This window comes from Cobetia sp. 10Alg 146 (assembly GCF_029846385.1).
In the GTDB taxonomy this organism is placed as follows: Bacteria; Pseudomonadota; Gammaproteobacteria; order Pseudomonadales; family Halomonadaceae; genus Cobetia; species Cobetia marina.
In genome coordinates this window covers 371,773-387,342 of record NZ_JARWKT010000004.1, presented here as the reverse complement: position 1 = coordinate 387,342, position 15,570 = coordinate 371,773, and the positions used below count along the sequence as shown (strand labels likewise).

General features: G+C 59.4%; 12 protein-coding genes and 1 pseudogene. 5 read left to right on the top strand and 8 right to left on the bottom strand.

What is annotated here, in order from left to right; translation table 11 throughout:
* Positions 1-277: 277 nt before the first annotated feature.
* On the bottom strand, positions 278-2,317 hold the full coding sequence (locus tag QD172_RS09895; RefSeq protein ID WP_279855669.1) for a sigma-54-dependent Fis family transcriptional regulator: 2,040 nt from the start codon (positions 2,315-2,317) through the stop codon (positions 278-280).
* A gap of 406 nt (positions 2,318-2,723) precedes the next feature.
* Between QD172_RS09895 and QD172_RS09890 the strand changes: the two genes are divergently transcribed.
* Together QD172_RS09890 and QD172_RS09885 are read left to right on the top strand one after the other, a co-directional pair.
* Positions 2,724-4,520, top strand: a complete 1,797-nt coding sequence (locus QD172_RS09890; protein WP_279855668.1) for an NAD(P)/FAD-dependent oxidoreductase — start codon at positions 2,724-2,726, stop codon at positions 4,518-4,520.
* 84 nt (positions 4,521-4,604) lie between these two features.
* The gene (locus QD172_RS09885) at positions 4,605-5,381 is read left to right on the top strand and encodes an SDR family NAD(P)-dependent oxidoreductase (protein ID WP_279855667.1); all 777 of its coding nucleotides are present in this window, start codon (positions 4,605-4,607) and stop codon (positions 5,379-5,381) included.
* Between the two features lie 266 nt (positions 5,382-5,647).
* Here the strand turns inward: QD172_RS09885 and QD172_RS09880 are convergent, their stop codons facing one another.
* Positions 5,648-6,688, bottom strand: a complete 1,041-nt coding sequence (locus tag QD172_RS09880; RefSeq protein WP_279855666.1) for an SDR family oxidoreductase — start codon at positions 6,686-6,688, stop codon at positions 5,648-5,650.
* Between the two features lie 148 nt (positions 6,689-6,836).
* Here QD172_RS09880 and QD172_RS09875 point away from each other — a divergent pair, with 148 nt between their 5' ends.
* Positions 6,837-7,751, top strand: coding sequence for a LysR family transcriptional regulator (locus QD172_RS09875; protein WP_279855664.1), 915 nt, complete (start codon positions 6,837-6,839; stop codon positions 7,749-7,751).
* A gap of 297 nt (positions 7,752-8,048) precedes the next feature.
* On the opposite strand, the gene QD172_RS09870 is transcribed toward QD172_RS09875, so the two are convergent.
* Positions 8,049-8,507: an META domain-containing protein gene (locus QD172_RS09870; RefSeq protein WP_279855663.1), complete on the bottom strand. Its 459-nt coding sequence runs from the start codon at positions 8,505-8,507 to the stop codon at positions 8,049-8,051.
* A gap of 185 nt (positions 8,508-8,692) precedes the next feature.
* On the opposite strand from QD172_RS09870, the gene QD172_RS09865 reads away from it, so the two are divergent.
* Positions 8,693-9,688, top strand: a complete 996-nt coding sequence (locus QD172_RS09865; protein WP_279855662.1) for an ion transporter — start codon at positions 8,693-8,695, stop codon at positions 9,686-9,688.
* A 329-nt stretch (positions 9,689-10,017) separates the two neighbouring features.
* Positions 10,018-10,940: pseudogene (locus tag QD172_RS09860) on the top strand (TauD/TfdA family dioxygenase).
* Positions 10,941-11,048: 108 nt separating this feature from the next.
* Here QD172_RS09860 and QD172_RS09855 read toward each other — a convergent pair.
* From QD172_RS09855 to QD172_RS09835, 5 genes are all read right to left on the bottom strand, one after another.
* Positions 11,049-12,038 carry an IS481 family transposase gene (locus QD172_RS09855; protein WP_279855661.1) on the bottom strand — a complete coding sequence of 330 codons (990 nt, stop codon included), beginning with the start codon at positions 12,036-12,038 and terminating at the stop codon, positions 11,049-11,051.
* 285 nt (positions 12,039-12,323) lie between these two features.
* Positions 12,324-12,674, bottom strand: a complete 351-nt coding sequence (locus QD172_RS09850) for a RidA family protein (RefSeq protein ID WP_279855660.1) — start codon at positions 12,672-12,674, stop codon at positions 12,324-12,326.
* A gap of 42 nt (positions 12,675-12,716) precedes the next feature.
* A complete protein-coding gene (locus QD172_RS09845) occupies positions 12,717-14,105 on the bottom strand; it encodes an NAD(P)/FAD-dependent oxidoreductase (RefSeq protein ID WP_279855659.1) in 1,389 nt (462 codons plus the stop codon).
* Positions 14,102-14,431 (bottom strand): (2Fe-2S)-binding protein, encoded by a 330-nt coding sequence (locus QD172_RS09840; RefSeq protein ID WP_217622020.1) that lies wholly within the window; start codon positions 14,429-14,431, stop codon positions 14,102-14,104. Before QD172_RS09840 ends, QD172_RS09845 begins: the two co-directional genes overlap by 4 nt.
* Positions 14,409-15,533 (bottom strand): FAD-dependent oxidoreductase, encoded by a 1,125-nt coding sequence (locus QD172_RS09835; RefSeq protein WP_191236806.1) that lies wholly within the window; start codon positions 15,531-15,533, stop codon positions 14,409-14,411. Before QD172_RS09835 ends, QD172_RS09840 begins: the two co-directional genes overlap by 23 nt.
* Between the last annotated feature and the right edge of the window lie 37 nt (positions 15,534-15,570).

Sequence of the window (15,570 nt, the reverse complement as noted above, 5' to 3'; positions counted from 1 at the left end):
AGTGAAATTCATGATGACGGCGGTCGTCGTTCGTGCCGCTGTGAAAGCAGGCGAATCGAGCGGGGGTAGGCGGGCTCAGCAAGCGCGCAATGTGAGCCGCAGAGACGTTGACTCGAGGAGTGGGTAAGAGGGGGAAGAGGGGGAAGAATGGAAACACACACGCTGGCCCGAACTTCCGCTCGAGCCAGCTTGCGTGGCAACCCTCTGACACTTCATAGCACGACATTCTGATGCATCCTTCATGGCCCTCATTCTCGGCCATGAAGATGCAGTGGGCTCATGGGGCGAGCGGCTGATGATTGGGCGCTACCAGGCCGTGGCGTCGCATGCGGCGGTAGATGGTGGGCCGCGAGACGCCGAGTTGGCGGGCGACTTGGCTGACGTTCCAGTCCGTGTGGCGTAACAGCTCGAGCAATTCGCTGGCGTCCGCATCAGTCCCTGCAGATGCGAACGCTGGAGAGGCAGGGGTCGAGGAAGCGCCGGATGCAAAGGGGGAGGCAGCGGCAAGCGGCCTGGTAGTCTCGCGGGCGCTGCCGGTGTTGGCCTGGCAGACCTCCGGCAGATCATGCAGGGTGATTTCATCGCCTTCCGCGGTGGCCATCGCGAAGGCAATCGCATTGCGCAGTTGGCGGATATTGCCCGGCCAGTGATGACACAGCAGCGCACTGATGGCATCGGCGCGCAGGTGGAGTGACTGATCGCGTTCGGCCTGCAGTACCGCATGCAGCTTGCGAATGAGGTAGTGACGATCGGCACGCTCACGCAACGCGGGCAGCAGGAGTTCGGCGCCGTTGAGTCGGTAGTAGAGGTCTTCGCGGAATTGCCCGCTGGCGATCAGCTCCGTGACATCACGATGGGTGGCAGTGATGACGCGAATATCTACCTTGATGGGCGTCTCGGCCCCCAGGGGTGACACCTCCCGCTCGGCGAGGACACGCAACAGGCGTGATTGGAGCGGCAATGGCATATCGCCGATCTCATCCAGGAACAGCGTGCCACCGTTGGCTTGTTGGATCAGACCGCGCATGCCCTTGGGCCTTCCTCCCGTGAAGGCACCCGGCAGATAGCCGAAGAGCTCACTTTCAATCAGCGATTCTGGAATGGCCGCGCAGTTCACCGCCACGAAGGGCGCCTTGGCGCGTGGCCCGCTGTCATGCAGCGCCCGCGCCAACACTTCCTTGCCAGTGCCCGTCTCACCACGAATCAGGATGCTCACATTCTCATGGCGCATGCGCCGCGCCAGCTTGAGCAGCCGGTGCATGGAAGGGTCATCTCCCGCGAGCTGGTCTAGCTCGGGCACCGGGTCATCCTGCTGGCTGACGGTGGGGATAGCCTTCACCGGATAGCCGCGCGGCTCGATCAGGGTCACGAAGACGGTGGCATCGTCCGCCCGCAGGCGGAATGCACGAATCTGATCCCGGTTGGCGTGCGGGATGCTCAGCAGTTCATTGAGCTCTCCATCGAACAGTTGTGTGACGGCGGGCAGGGTGGAGACCGTCCACGGTGGCCAGCGTTCAAGATGCGCATCGATCAGGCGTCGGCCTTCGTGATTGGCGGCGATCACCTTGCCATCTTCCTGAATGGCAAACAGGCCACGACCATTCAGGTGCACGAATTCCCGCGCCGTGTCGAAGCGCAGGATCAGGCAATCCCGGTAGCGATGCAGGAAGTAGGCATCCTCGATCATGCGGGCATGCAGGGTGACCAGGGAGAGCGCAAAGGTCTGGCTCTCCTGCGGGCGGGGCGACTTCAGCGCCGAGATGTCGAGGGCGGCGATTACACGGCCCTGGGGATCGGTGATGGGGGCCGCCGTACAGGTCAGGTCGATGTGGGTGGCATCGAAGTGCTCACGCTGATGGCAGGTGACGGCTGCGCCATCGTGCAGACAGGTGCCTGCCGCCGAGGTGCCGGCATAGCGCTCGTTCCAGTCCGAGCCGAGGTAGAGCCCGGCCCGCCGCAGCTCACTCAACTGATCACGTTGACCTCGAAAATCCACCGCGATGCCGCGTTGATCGGTGAGGATCAGCGCATAGCCATGTTCTGCGACCTGGCTATAGAGTCGATCCACACCGGCACGCGCCACGTGCAGCAGCTCATCCGCCGACTCCTGATGATCGCGCAGTGCCTGCTGAGTGAGAACGCGGACGGGGCGAGGGCGGCTCGGGTCGAGCTGGTATTCCTCCAGACAGCGCTGCCAGGAACGGCGGATGACATCGCGCTGAGTCTCAGGGAAGGCGTCGCGGCCTTCGCCCAGTTGCATCAGGGTCTGGATATGCTGCCGCTTGTCGGACGGCATCGTTTCGAGTTGGCGGATCATGGCTGCCTCGGCGCTGGCCGTCTTGAGACGGCTCTTTTGATAGTGGCGATGGTACTTGTGAAAGTGGCTGTGGCAATCGCGGTTGTCACGACAGGGGCCATGGCAAAAGCGGCGTGTACTCCTTCAAGCGTATGCGGTGTGGCGGGAGCGTCAATTACCCTGTCCTGCATCCTTGGTCGGGGCGTTACAGGTGTAACGCGACGTGTCAGGCGTACGGCGTACAGTTGTCACGAGGAAGGTGAAATGCCCCGCGAGACGAGGAGAGTGATGGTGCGGTAGTGGCGAATATTTGTCATTGATGACAAGTGGTTACGAGCTTTGTCAGTCGTGCATGACGAAGCTGGCATGCTTGATGCCTTGGATGGAAGGCGTGACTACAACATCCAACAACACGCGGAGAGACGCCATGACCGCACGCACGCCAACTCAGATCGCTCAGCAATGGCTCGATGATTTCGAGTCCTCCCTGACTCAGCGCGATATCGCCCGGGTTCTCTCGTTGTTTGGCGAGGAATGCTTCTGGCGCGATTTGATCGCCTTCACCTGGAATATCAAGACCTCAGAGGGCAAGGACGAGATCCAGTCGATGCTCGCGGCGACCCTCGAGCATGTCGCTCCCTCTCGCTGGCAACTGGATGGTGAGGCCAGTGAGGCCGGCGGCATCGTCGAAGCCTGGTTCACCTTCGAGACCGCAGATGCACGTGGCAAGGGCTTGTTGCGCCTGAAGGAAGGGCGCTGCTGGACACTGTTGACCGCCATGCGTGAACTCAAGGAATTCCCCGAGCCGCTGGGCATGCAGCGCCCCAAGGGCGCCGAGCATGGTGCCAACAAGCAACGTGAGACCTGGCTTGAGTCGCGTCAGCGCGAAGAGGCTGAGCTGGGCTACGAGCGCCAGCCGTACTGCGTGATCATCGGTGGCGGTCAGGGCGGTATCGGGTTGGCCGCAAGGCTCAGACAGATGGATGTGCCGACGATCGTGATCGACAAGAATCCGCGCGCGGGCGATGCCTGGCGCAATCGCTACAAGTCCCTGTGTCTGCATGATCCGGTGTGGTACGACCACATGCCTTACATCCCCTTCCCGGCAAACTGGCCGGTGTTCGCACCCAAGGACAAGGTCGCGGACTGGCTGGAGATGTACACCAGGATCATGGAGCTGAATTACTGGAACTCCACGACCTGTGAGAGTGCTCAGTTCGATGAGGCGAGCGGCGAGTGGGTGGTCGAGGTGGTACGCGACGGCAAGCCCGTGACCTTGCGTCCCAAGCAGCTGGTGCTGGCCACAGGCATGTCGGGTATGCCCAATGTGCCGCACTTCCCGGGGGCTGAAACCTTCGAAGGTGAGCAGCAACACTCCAGCCAGCACCCGGGGCCGGATGCCTATCGTGGCAAGAAGGTGGTCGTGGTGGGCGCCAACAATTCCGCTCACGATATCTGCGCCGCGTTGTGGGAGCACGACGCGGATGTGACCATGCTGCAGCGCTCCTCCACGCATGTGGTGAAGTCCAACTCGCTGATGGAAGAGGCGCTGGGGCCGCTCTATTCCGAGCAGGCGGTGCAGAACGGCATCGATCACCACAAGGCGGACCTGATCTTTGCCTCGATCCCCTACCGGATACTGCCTGACTTCCAGCGCCCGATCTTCGAGGCGATCCGAAAGCGCGACGCCGACTACTACCGTCGACTGGAGGCGGCAGGCTTCCTGCTCGATTTCGGCGATGACGACTCGGGCCTGTTCCTGAAATATCTGCGCCGCGGCTCCGGCTACTACATCGATGTGGGCGCCTGTGATCTGGTCGCCAATGGTGACATCAAGCTGCGCAGTGGCGTCGGCATCGAGCGCATCAATCCGCGCTCGGTCACCTTGACCGATGGCTCGGAATTGCCCGCTGATCTGATCGTCTATGCCACCGGCTACGGCTCGATGAATGGCTGGGCGGCACGAATCATCTCGCAGGAGGTCGCCGACAAGGTCGGCAAATGCTGGGGCATGGGCTCCGATACGCTCAAGGACCCCGGGCCCTGGGAGGGGGAGCTGCGCAACATGTGGAAGCCGACCCAGCAGCAGGCGTTGTGGTTCCACGGCGGCAACCTGCACCAGTCCCGCCACTATTCCCAGTATCTGGCGCTGCAGCTCAAGGCGCGGCTCGAGGGTATACCGACGCCGGTCTACGGCCTTCAGGAAGTTCACCACCTGAGCTGAGGCCAGTGGCGCTGGGCAGTGTGCCAGCGCCGTGGCAGCAGCGCAGCATTTGCAGATTTCAGTGAGAGATTCAGGAGACGACTCATGCAACTGAACGACAAGATTGCACTGGTGACAGGGGGCGGGCGCGGTATCGGTCAGGGGATCGCGCTGGCATTGGCCAAGGCGAGCGCGGATGTCGTGGTGGCGGATCTGGATCTCGCCATCGCCCGCGAGACGGCGGCAAAAGTGGAGGCACTGGGTAGACGGTGTCTGGCGCTGCGGGTTGATGTCTCGGATGCGGCGTCCGTGCGGCGCTTGATCGAAGAGGCCGAAGCCGGACTTGGCCCACTTGATATCGCCGTCAACAATGCCGGCATCATCGGCATCCATTCCATCGATGCGCTGACGGTGGAGGAGTGGGACCGCGTCATGAACGTCAATGCCCGCGGGACCTTCCTGTGCACTCAGGCCGAGGTCGCCGTGATGCGCTCACACGGCTTCGGGCGGATCATCAACGTGGCCTCGATGGCCGGCAAGGTCGGCTTTCCTGATCTGTCGCACTACTGTGCCTCGAAGTTCGCGGTCATCGGCTTTACCAATGCCGTCGCCAAGGAGGTCGCAGCGGAAGGCATCACCGTCAATGCGATCTGCCCGGGCGTGGTGGGTACCGGCATGTGGCGGGGCGAGAGCGGACTCTCCGCGCGCTGGAGCGAAGAAGGGGAAAGCGAGCCCGCTGCATGGGAGCGCCTGCAGAAGAGCCTGTTACCCCAGGGAGTCGCCCAGACACCGGAGGACATGGGGCAGCTGGTGGTCTACCTCGCCCAGGCCGAGCATGTGACAGGGCAGGCCATCGCCGTCGATGGTGGCTTCACGCTATGAGCTAGCGCTGATCATGCTTCAATACATGATGACAGCACGACAAACAGGCCACCTTCCGCTAATGGAAGGTGGCCTGTTTGTCGTGACGGCTCCTGACTCCTGTCACTTGAAGGCTTTATGACCCTCGTTCGTGGGGTGGTCTACTCGGTAACCGCGTAGGATCATGCGGTTATCTGTCAGCGTGTTAGCGCTCCTGCAGTACGTCATGGCTGAAGCACTTGGGGCGAATCGAGCATGCGCGTACCAGAGGGTCGAGTGATTAAGCGTCAAGGGATCAGGCGGTGTTCCCTCATAGCCTCAAGGTGCTGAATAAGGCTCTGGGGGGAGCGGCGACACATTTCTGCAAAGCCGGCTTGGCGAGCCTTCGTCAAATCAAAGACAGCGTCCTTTTCGACATGGAAGATGAAATCTCCGAAGCCACCTTGCGCAATCTTGTCGATATCTGTCTCGGCAAGTCCTTGGCGCTCTGCAAGTGTCTTCCAGGTGCCTGACACGGCAGCGAGACGTGTCTCCAACGAAATAGGTTGAGGCTCGCCAGTCTCGAGCCCAAACCAGTTGGCGATCTCTGGCCAGACGTGGCGCCACCGAATCTGATCACCATTGGTGACGTTATAGGGCCCTTGCTGGTTCTCTGCGATGGCCCATAGGGCGGCTTTGCCCACCAGATCGGCATCGCAGATATTCAGCAAGATATCGTAGGCACGCGCTGTGCCGGGGAATTGCATGGCAACACCGAGCTCCCGGCAAAGCGTGCCATAGAGACCGATAAGGTTGCCGAGGTTCATGGCTGAACCCAGGGAGTGGCCTATCACGATGTCGGGACGCAATGCGGTCCAACGAATCCCCTTGCGTTCGAGTTCGCGAGCCAGATCTTCATGCTCGAAATACAGGTTGGGGGGGAAATGCCGGCTGTCCTCTTCTCGAGCCGGTGTTTTGTAGACCCCGAGGTGAGCACCGTAGACTTTTCCGCCCTGTACGAAGACCAGATGCTCGATTGACGCTTGGGATTCTTCAAGCACCTGGAAGAGGTGCCGCATCATGTCGCCATTCTGTTGTGCTTCAGTGGCAGGGTCCGGATCCGGTTTCAATGCGGCGTAAAATACGTGCGTCACACTGCTCAGTACATCACTTGCATCTCGTAAAGAGGCTACATCCAGGAGATCGGCGCTGACGTGGTGTCCGCTTCCCGGGCCCTCTGAGGAGCGAGAGAGTGTCGTGACTCGCCATCCTGCCTCTTCAAAGGCCATTGTTGCTGCACGGCCGATGACGCCACTGGCGCCAGCGACTAATAGGTGATGTTGGCTCATGAGACTCTCCTGTCCTGTGGCGCATAATCATGGGAGGGGGGGCGCCCATGTCGTCGGCCTGACAGTGGCATTGTTTGTTTTGCTAATAAATGCTCGACTGATGAATTCATCCTTCACTAAGTGGTGAATAATGGATCGCTTGGCGTTAATGAAACTTTTTGTGGATATCTGTGAGCGTGGGTCAATGGCGGCGGTCGCCCGTCAGCGAGGCCAGTCCCCGTCATTGGTCACCCAGGCCTTACAGAAGCTTGAGCAGCAGGTTGGGGCCAAGCTTATCGTCAGAACAACGCGTGCCATGCATTTGACGGCGGAAGGCGAACAATTTCGAGACGACAGCGAAAGGATCCTGACCGAGTATGACAAGGCTCTTGAGCGGATCTCGGGCACAGGGTCGCTGAGTGGCACCATCAGGCTGACGGCGACCAATGATTTTGGCCGCACGCACCTGCCACGGCTGATCGATCAGTTCCTGACACAGCACCCGGAAGTAAAATTTGAACTCGTGCTATCCGATGGAGTGTTGGACCTGGTCGATGAACGATTTGATCTGGCCATTCGTCATGGACCGATGGCGGACTCAAGCTTGACGTCACGACGTCTCGTCAGTACCCATCGTGTCGTGTGTGCGGCACCTGCTTATTGGCAGGACGCAGGGCGCCCCCAACATCCATCAGAGCTATCATCCCACCAGTGCATGGTGCTCGCTCGCCCAGGAGCGCCCCAGAACCATTGGGAGTTCCAAGAGGCAGGGCAGGTATTTTCCGTGACGGTGGCGGGCAATCGAATGGCCAGCGATGGTGGCGCGTTGCGTGAGTGGGCGATTGCAGGGGCTGGAGTGATATTTAAATCGATGGTGGATGTGGCAGAGGATATTGAGGCCGGACGACTGGAAGTTGTGCTGAATGACTATCGAATCCCTGAAGTGAATTTGTACGCTGTGTTTCCGGAAGGCAGGTATGCAAGTCGACGGATCAGTACCTTCATTGAATTTCTTCACGACAAGCTAGGCAGTGAGAGAGGTGCCTCACACTGCCAGAGTCATGCATCCAGCTCTCGCGCTTGAGGGCTGCCGGGGAGTGGCGAGGGCAAAGAATGACCCACATGATGTCCACGGCAGTCTGGGCCTCGGATGACCTATCCGGTATAGACCTTTACCAGAAACAATTCACCGTCTGATAAAGGCGTGATGCTGAGGTGAGTCCCTTCATGCTCCCTGCAGTCCGAACATGCGAGATGACAGGAATGTCTTGCGGCGTGGATGCCGCAAACAATTGGAGCGGGACAAGTGATTCAGGCGCGATGAAGCAGTGCACGGCATTTCTTCCCGTCCCGACACCTTGTCACTGGGGCCTATGGCTCTTCAATAGAGGTGAACGGCCTCCAGGCGGGCACGCGACACACCTTGCTCATCGGTCAGCGTCAATGTCTTGCCTTCTATCTGCCAGCCCGATACGTCATTGAGTGTCGCGAGGAAATCGCGTTCGAGCGTTGCTACTTCACCGGGGCATGCCATCCTCGTGGTGGCCAGACGGCTGAAGCCGAGTTCTTGCTCGTCATGGTGATATTCCCCCATCAGGCGATTGCAGCCGGTGGAGCCGGCTACTCGCGAGTCTTGTGTATGTAAAACGATATGGGCTTCACGCTTGCCCTCCACCACAGGTGTTGGCTGGTTATCGAGTGTCACCAGCTTCCAATAGGTGTTCTCCAGTGGCTCGTCGACACCTTGATAATCCCCAGCGGATTGAGCGCCTGCGCAGCCGCCCAGGGTGAGTGCTGCGCTCATCACAGCAGCCCATGTCATCACTTGCGCTTGTTTCATGCGGATGTCTCCCTCACTAATAGGTTGTCTACGGCGATTTCGGGGCTGTGCTTTCCGGTGGACGTGCTCCGGGAGCGCTGGTGGCTCTCGCAGACAGCGACCTTTCCAGCGTGGTCGTCTGATGCGTTGTAGGCTGAGTCAGGAAGACGCGTTACGCATTCTGAAACAATCGCCAAGGAGTTGTCATGCCAGCCACCCGCACGCCCTCGTCCGCCAGGGAGCGGATACATCTGTGGTGGGATTTGTTCATCATCGTGCTCGTGATCGCCAATCTGGCATTGCTGCTGTTCGATAGCCTCTTCCTGATCCCCCCGCTGAACACGGCCTTCGAGGCCGTAACACCCGGGTTGCATGCGGCCTATGAGCAGAACATCCACGCCAACTTCTTCTCCATCGACCTGGCGTTCGTCGCCGTCTTCCTGCTCGATGTGCTAGCGGGATGGGCAGTGGCCATCGCGGAGCGGCGCTACCACCGCTGGTTCTTCTATCCCTTCGTGCACTGGTATGACGTGCTGGGGTGTATCCCGCTGAGCGGCTTCCGTCTGTTGCGTGTGTTGCGTGTGATCTCGCTGCTGTTCCGTCTGCAACGCCTCGGTATGATCGATGTTCGCCGCTGGTACCTCTACGGAGTGGCGGCCAAGTATCTCGACATCCTGCTGGAGGAGCTGACGGACCGTATCTCCCTGCGCATGCTCGATAACGTGCAGCAGCAGTTGCGCGATAGCGATGACCTCTCATCGTCGGTGATCGAGCGTGTGGTGGAGCCTCGCAAGCAGGCCTTGATCCAAGAGATCAGCCTACGACTCGAGACCATGGCAGGGGATATCTATACCCAGAACCGCGACGATACCCTGCGCTATGTGCAGGGGCTGGTCAGTCGCACCCTGGCGGAGAGCCCGGAGCTCCAGCGTGTCTCGCGCCTGCCCATGGGCACCCAGCTGACGAAAGGGCTGGAAAGCTCGCTGTCGGATCTGGCCTGTCACCTTGTCGATGAAGCCTTGGCGGGCCTGCGCTCCAAGGAGTTCTCGGCGCTGGTGGGGCATCTGGCAGAGAGTGGTTTCGATGCTTGGGCACGCACTGACCCAAGGACGGAGCAGATCACCGAACAAGTGCTGATCGACATGCTGGAACTGCTCAAGGAGCGCATCGCCGTGAAGAGTTGGCAGAAGAAATACGAGTGACGTGATTGACCAGCGTCACCCTTATGGGCCACTCGCGGCGTTCGGGATTAGATGGGCTGGGGTTTGGCGCACGGGAATGTGTTTGCGAGAATGCTGACACATTCATCCCACGCTGAGAGTCTGTGAGCCGCGGGTGTCGTCGCGCAGCGATAGCGCGGCCTGATGACACATCAGCGTCTCGCCAGCATGGGAGCCGCGACAGGAGGTCAGTGTTATGGCGAATCCAATACGCACTGAGGTAGCCGAGTCAGCGCCGGGCGTTCCGTTCGACCTGGCACAGGTGGCTGTCATCGAGCAATTCGGCGGTAGCATCACACCGCTGGAGCCGATTGGCGCCGAGGTGCGGGGAATTGATCTGTCCGCTCAGGACGCGCCGCCTGCACCAGTGCTTGAGACGCTGGAGAAGATCATGGCCGAGCGGGGTTTTCTTGGTCTTCAAGTGCGATACGCCCCTGGAGGCCGATGACTTTCTGCGTGCCAGCTACTGGTGGGGCGGCAAGGAGCTGCACAGTACTCACGGGATGCATCCGGCCACGCCCGATGGCAACCGGCACATCTTCCGGCTGTCGAACGATCGCCGTCACGGCATCCCCGGTGTCGGGCCGCAATGGCATAACGACGGCAGCTTCAACACCGATACGTTTTCGCACTCTGGCTACCACATCATCCGCCCGGCCGAGAAAGGCGGCGGTACCTGCTTTGCCCATCAGGGCGCGGCCCATGACGCCTTGTCTACCGAGCGTCAGGCTTTCTGGCGCCGTCTTGCTTCGGTGAATTCCTCCTCCGGGGCCGTACATCCTGTGGTACACGAGCACCCCACTCCGGACGCAAGTGCATCTGGCTTCATCTGGGCATGACCGGCGCAGTGATCGAGAAGCTACCCGATCAGGACTCCTTCCGGCTGCTGACCGCCGAAGAGCTGACGCAGCTCTGCCGTGAGTACAACGCCATCTTGAATGACGGACTCACCGAGGGTTACGCCCACGACTTCGAGTACCAGGAAAACGACGGCGTGTTCATCGATAACCTGGCGGTCGCTCATCGGGCCGCGCCCGGCGCGCACTTGCCGGCACAGGAGCAAGGCCTGCGGATCATGCATCGCAGTATCGTGCGTGGCACTAAGGATCTGGCACTTGGCTTCGGCCTGCCGCTGCAGGTGGATATCCATAGCCCCAGCCCGCTGGAGAATGGTGTATGGCAGGGCGGCGGTATCGGCTTTCGCTGGGAAGAGAACATCCCGATGCAGAATTGAGGCTGGCTTTATCACAAAAGCCTCTCGAGACTGAACTTAAAAGGACTTGCAGGGGTGCCTTCTTGAATGTCGAATGAGGGCACCCAGTAGTGAGCCTAATGGAGCTAACTAGGTGTCGGGTTCCGTCTGATTGATTACAGCTTGAGTAAACAACTCCGGTCGTTCGACCTGCCATTCCTTTATTGCTGCTATAGGCGCTTTGTGGTGTAGTGCCTTCTGAGGAATGTGGTGGTTATAGAGCCAGCAATAACGCTCGAGTGTCTGTTCTAAATCCTCACTTGAGTCATAACGCCGAGTCGCCAGCACATCGCTGATACGCCCATTGAAGCGCTCTACCATTCCGTTCGTTTTGGGTCTGCCTGGCTTGATCAGTCGATGCTCAATGCCATGGTTCTGACATTCCTGATCTAAAAGATGATGCCCACTGGGCTTACGCTCGCCACCCACGGTGAAGCGATCGGTAAAGGATTTACCATTGTCCGTGAGCACGGTTCGAATCGTGAAGGGAGCCTCCTCTTCCACACGCTTCATGAACGCCCGGGCATTCTTTGCAGATTGACTTGATCTGACCTCCAGATACACCCACCGAGTGGCACGATCAATCGCGACGTAGAGATAACGCTTGTGATCTTCGCCAGGCATTTGGGGCAGATGCTTGATATCTATGTGCACATACCCGGGCTCATAATCCTTGAAAGGCCGATGCTTAGGCTTCTCGTCGCCTTCCGCGTCTCGACGCACCAGCTTGGCGAGAGTTGGCACTTCACGCCGTTTGAGCATGCGCTGAAGCGCGGAACGTGACAGTTTGGGGTTCAGGAATTCACGAGCAACGACAAGTAGATCATCGAGTCCCAGCCGTAGTAACTCACGAGCGGCGATGACTATCTCTTCCTGTTCTGAGGTCAGAGTGGCCAGTAGGTTATGACGTGTGTGAGAACGATCTAGGACATCATCACGATAACGCCAGCGCTGGATAGTTGAGACGCTGACCCCAAACTGACCAGCAAGATCTTTGTTGGTCAAGCCGGCAGGAGCTGCTTGGATGTCGGCACGAATTTTCGGTGTCGTCGTCGCTTGCTTATGCAGCTTGATGTCCATGAAGCCTTTCCTGAATAAATTGCTTGATGAGCTCACGCGAGACTAACAAAGGATAGCTTCGTTGTGAAATCCGATCATCCGGCACCCTACAACTAGGAACGAATCTTCATGAAATAGAGGGTGATAGCTCTATGAGTGATTATATGTGGAAGGGCTGATGGCTATCTTGATTTAGTATATTAGCTTATATATTCAGCGAGCTCGAAAATTATTTCCTCGAGCTCGCCATAAGTAAGTTGAATTTGTTAGAGATATTAATCTCGATAATATGATTAACAGTATTTGTTAAGTTAGTGCGGCCACCACGGAGATTTCTACGAGAAGCTCAGGACTGGCCATGCGCGCCTCCACGCATGCTCGCGCCGGGGCATGACCCTCCGGCACCCAAGCGTCCCAAACCTGATTCATTTCTTCAAACAGGGACATATCCCTGAGGTAGATAGTGGCCGAGAGCAGGTGCTCGCGGTCACTACCGACACGTTCAAGCAGGGCATCCACTTTAGCTAGCATGGTGCGAGTCTGTTCACTGATATCCTCATGCCGGTCTTCCGCCACTTGACCACAAAAGTAGATGGTGTCGTGATGAATGACGGCGCGGCTCATGCGTACACCGGTTTCATATCGAGTAATGGACATGGTTGGGTCTTTCCTTGTAGCAAGAACACTATAAAAGGATCATTAGTCATCAATGTCGGCCAATTCACCAAGCGTAAGTGGCTTGATCGGTGAGCGGATGTGGTAATAGCCAACAGCATCTATCGCCTGATCGCTGCGCTCGGCGATCACCTGTGACACCGTCAGGCCGCAAAGCCGACCCTGGCAAGGCCCCATGCCGGCTCGACAGAACGCCTTGGCTTGGTTTGGCCCCCGGCAGCCTTCGTCGACGGTTCGGCGAAGCTCCCCAGCGGTGACTTCCTCGCAGCGACAGACAAGAGTGCCGTCAGCGGGCACAAGGAAGGTCTTAGCTGGCTGATACAGCGCGTCGAGGAAAGGGCGAATGGCCAAGTGATGCGCTGAGCGGCGCTGGTGGGGCTTTGCCTTCTCGTTACGCTGGGTCTCATTGAGCTTACCGAGCTGAGCCGCCATCTCAAGTACCGCCAGCCGTGCAGATTCCTCGGCGGCCTGGGCGCCGGCGATGCCGCCAGAATCGCCCGCAACGAAGATGCCGGCATGTGGTGTCTCACCCCATGCGTTAAGCTGCGGCCGCCAGCATTGCTGCAAGTCATCCCACTGGTGGCTGAGCTCCAGAGCTCGAGTCAGTTGAACATTGGGTACCACACCCTGGTGGACCAGGAGAGAGGTACACGCCAGTTGCTTGACCTCACCGCGATGCGTGAAGCGCACCTGGCTCAGGTGCTCGCCGTCCCCGGCCTCGGCGATCAGATCTTCGACCCCCTTTAGGTGCCTGACACCGGCATACTTGAGTTTGGCGAGCATCCCCAGACCTTTCATGAGTAGGCGAGGGTTGCGAAGTGCACCGCCTAAGTGGTGTAGCGCTCGCGACAGGTTGTGAGGTGGTGTGGTGTCGAGGAGGGCTTCGATCGGGACACCAGCCCGGGTCAGCTGGACTGCGATCAACATTAGTAGTGGCCCGCTGCCCGCTAATACGAGGGGCGTAGGGGGCGTTAGAGCACTGCTCTTGAGTAGCACCTGGGCGGCGCCACAGGTCATCACGCCCGGCAGCGTCCAGCCGGGAAAAGGCACCGGGCGTTCTTGTGCACCGGTAGCGATCAAAAGGCGCTTGGCATGGACTTGCTGACTTTTGCCCTGACAGGAGACGTTCAGGGTCAGGCCTGGTTCGACGGCCCAGACGGTGGTGCTGGGTAGGTAATCGACGTCAGCGGCGTTGAGCGACTCGAGCAGTGAGCGGCCACGATAATAGTCGGCGCCAAGGATGCGCTCGTCCATCAGCGCCGGGGTGCTAATCGAGCGGTAGATCTGGCCACCGACGCTGTCCTGTTCATCGATTATTATTGTGTCGAGCTCCTGAGCGGCGGCCTCGGCAGCGGCCGCCATCCCGGCTGGGCCCGCCCCGATGATGGCTAGGTCGTACTGCCTTGCGGTCATGGGGATCTCTCCTGTGAAAACTGGAGCTCGCGGGCGCCGAGTTGACGATGAATGTGCATGCCTTCGCGGACGGTGATCATGCAGCCTTGCTGACTGGCGACGCCGTCGATCTCGAGCAGACACTCGAAGCACGCCCCCATCAGGCAATAGGGCGCGCGCGGAGTGCCGCTGGCTGGTGTAGTGCGGGAGGGTAGCCAGCCAGCGGCCAATACCGCCGCGGCCGCGCTGTCGTGGGCTAGCATGCGCACCGGTTGGTTGTCGACGTAGACTGTGACCATCTCGGTGTTGCAGCTGGCCAGGCGATTAAAGGGCAAAGCGTTGGGCACTGAACACCTCCAGCGGTAAGTCCGTTTGATCACTGGCTATCCAGTTGGCGATTGGGCCTTCATGCAGGGCACCCAAGGTGACGCCGCTGTGGCAGGTGACCAAGTAGGCCCCGGGGCATTCGGTCGAGGCCTGATAAATTGGGTAGCCGTCGGGCGTCATCACGCGCAGTGCGCCCCATGCGCGCACCAGTTTGACGTCTCGCAGCAGGGGAAACATGCGAGTGGCTCGCTTAGCTATCTTGGCCATGACATCGGTGGTGGTGCCTTCGTCGAAGCCAACGTCTTCTTTAGAATCGCCGACCTGTATCGTTCCTTCACCAGTTTGGCGGACATGGCCGGTGGGATAGTTGAGGAAAGGACGCACGCGCTCGCCGACCAGTACCTGGCCGCGGTTGGGCTTCAATGGAGCGGACATGCCGACCTGGGGCGCGAGGTCTCTATTGCCGAGTCCCGCGCTGAGTACGACACGCTCGCAGTCCCAGCTGCCGTCAGGTGCATGCACGCGAAACCCCGGTGATAGGGCGTCGATCGAGGTAACCCGGCCGCCATTGCTGATCCGTCCGCCGAGCGCCAGAAAGCGAGCGGTCATTGCACGCAGCAGTAACAGGGGGTTGAGGTGGCCGTCTTCCGGGCACCAAGTGGCGCCGGCGACGCTATCTCCTGCTTCTGGGATGTATTCTCTAACTTCGGCGAGGTTCAGGGTGCGGTATGGATAATCGCCTCCAGCGGCTTCGCGCATCTTAGATAGCATAGTGTCGCGTGCCTCGAGCTCCTTTACCGATAGGCATAGATAAAGCCCACCGTTCTGCTCGAGTTGTATATCGATCCCGGTGGTTTCAAGCAGGTGCTTGGCCAGTGACGGCCATAGTCTGGCGGAGCGTCGCGAAATGTCAGCGTATTCCTGCAGGGTATCGCCCTTGCCTTGCACCCAGACAAGTCCAAAATTCCCACGTGAGGCTCGGAGCGCCGTATCGCCTTCATCTAGGACGGCCACTTGAAGACCGTTGCGTTGAAGCCCCAAGGCTACTGCCATTCCGACCAGGCCGCCGCCGAGCAGGCACACATCGGCCTGGCGCAACCCGCGAGTCGTCGTTTGCGTCATGGTAAATCCTGAGAAGTTGTTATATCGGGAGAAAGGG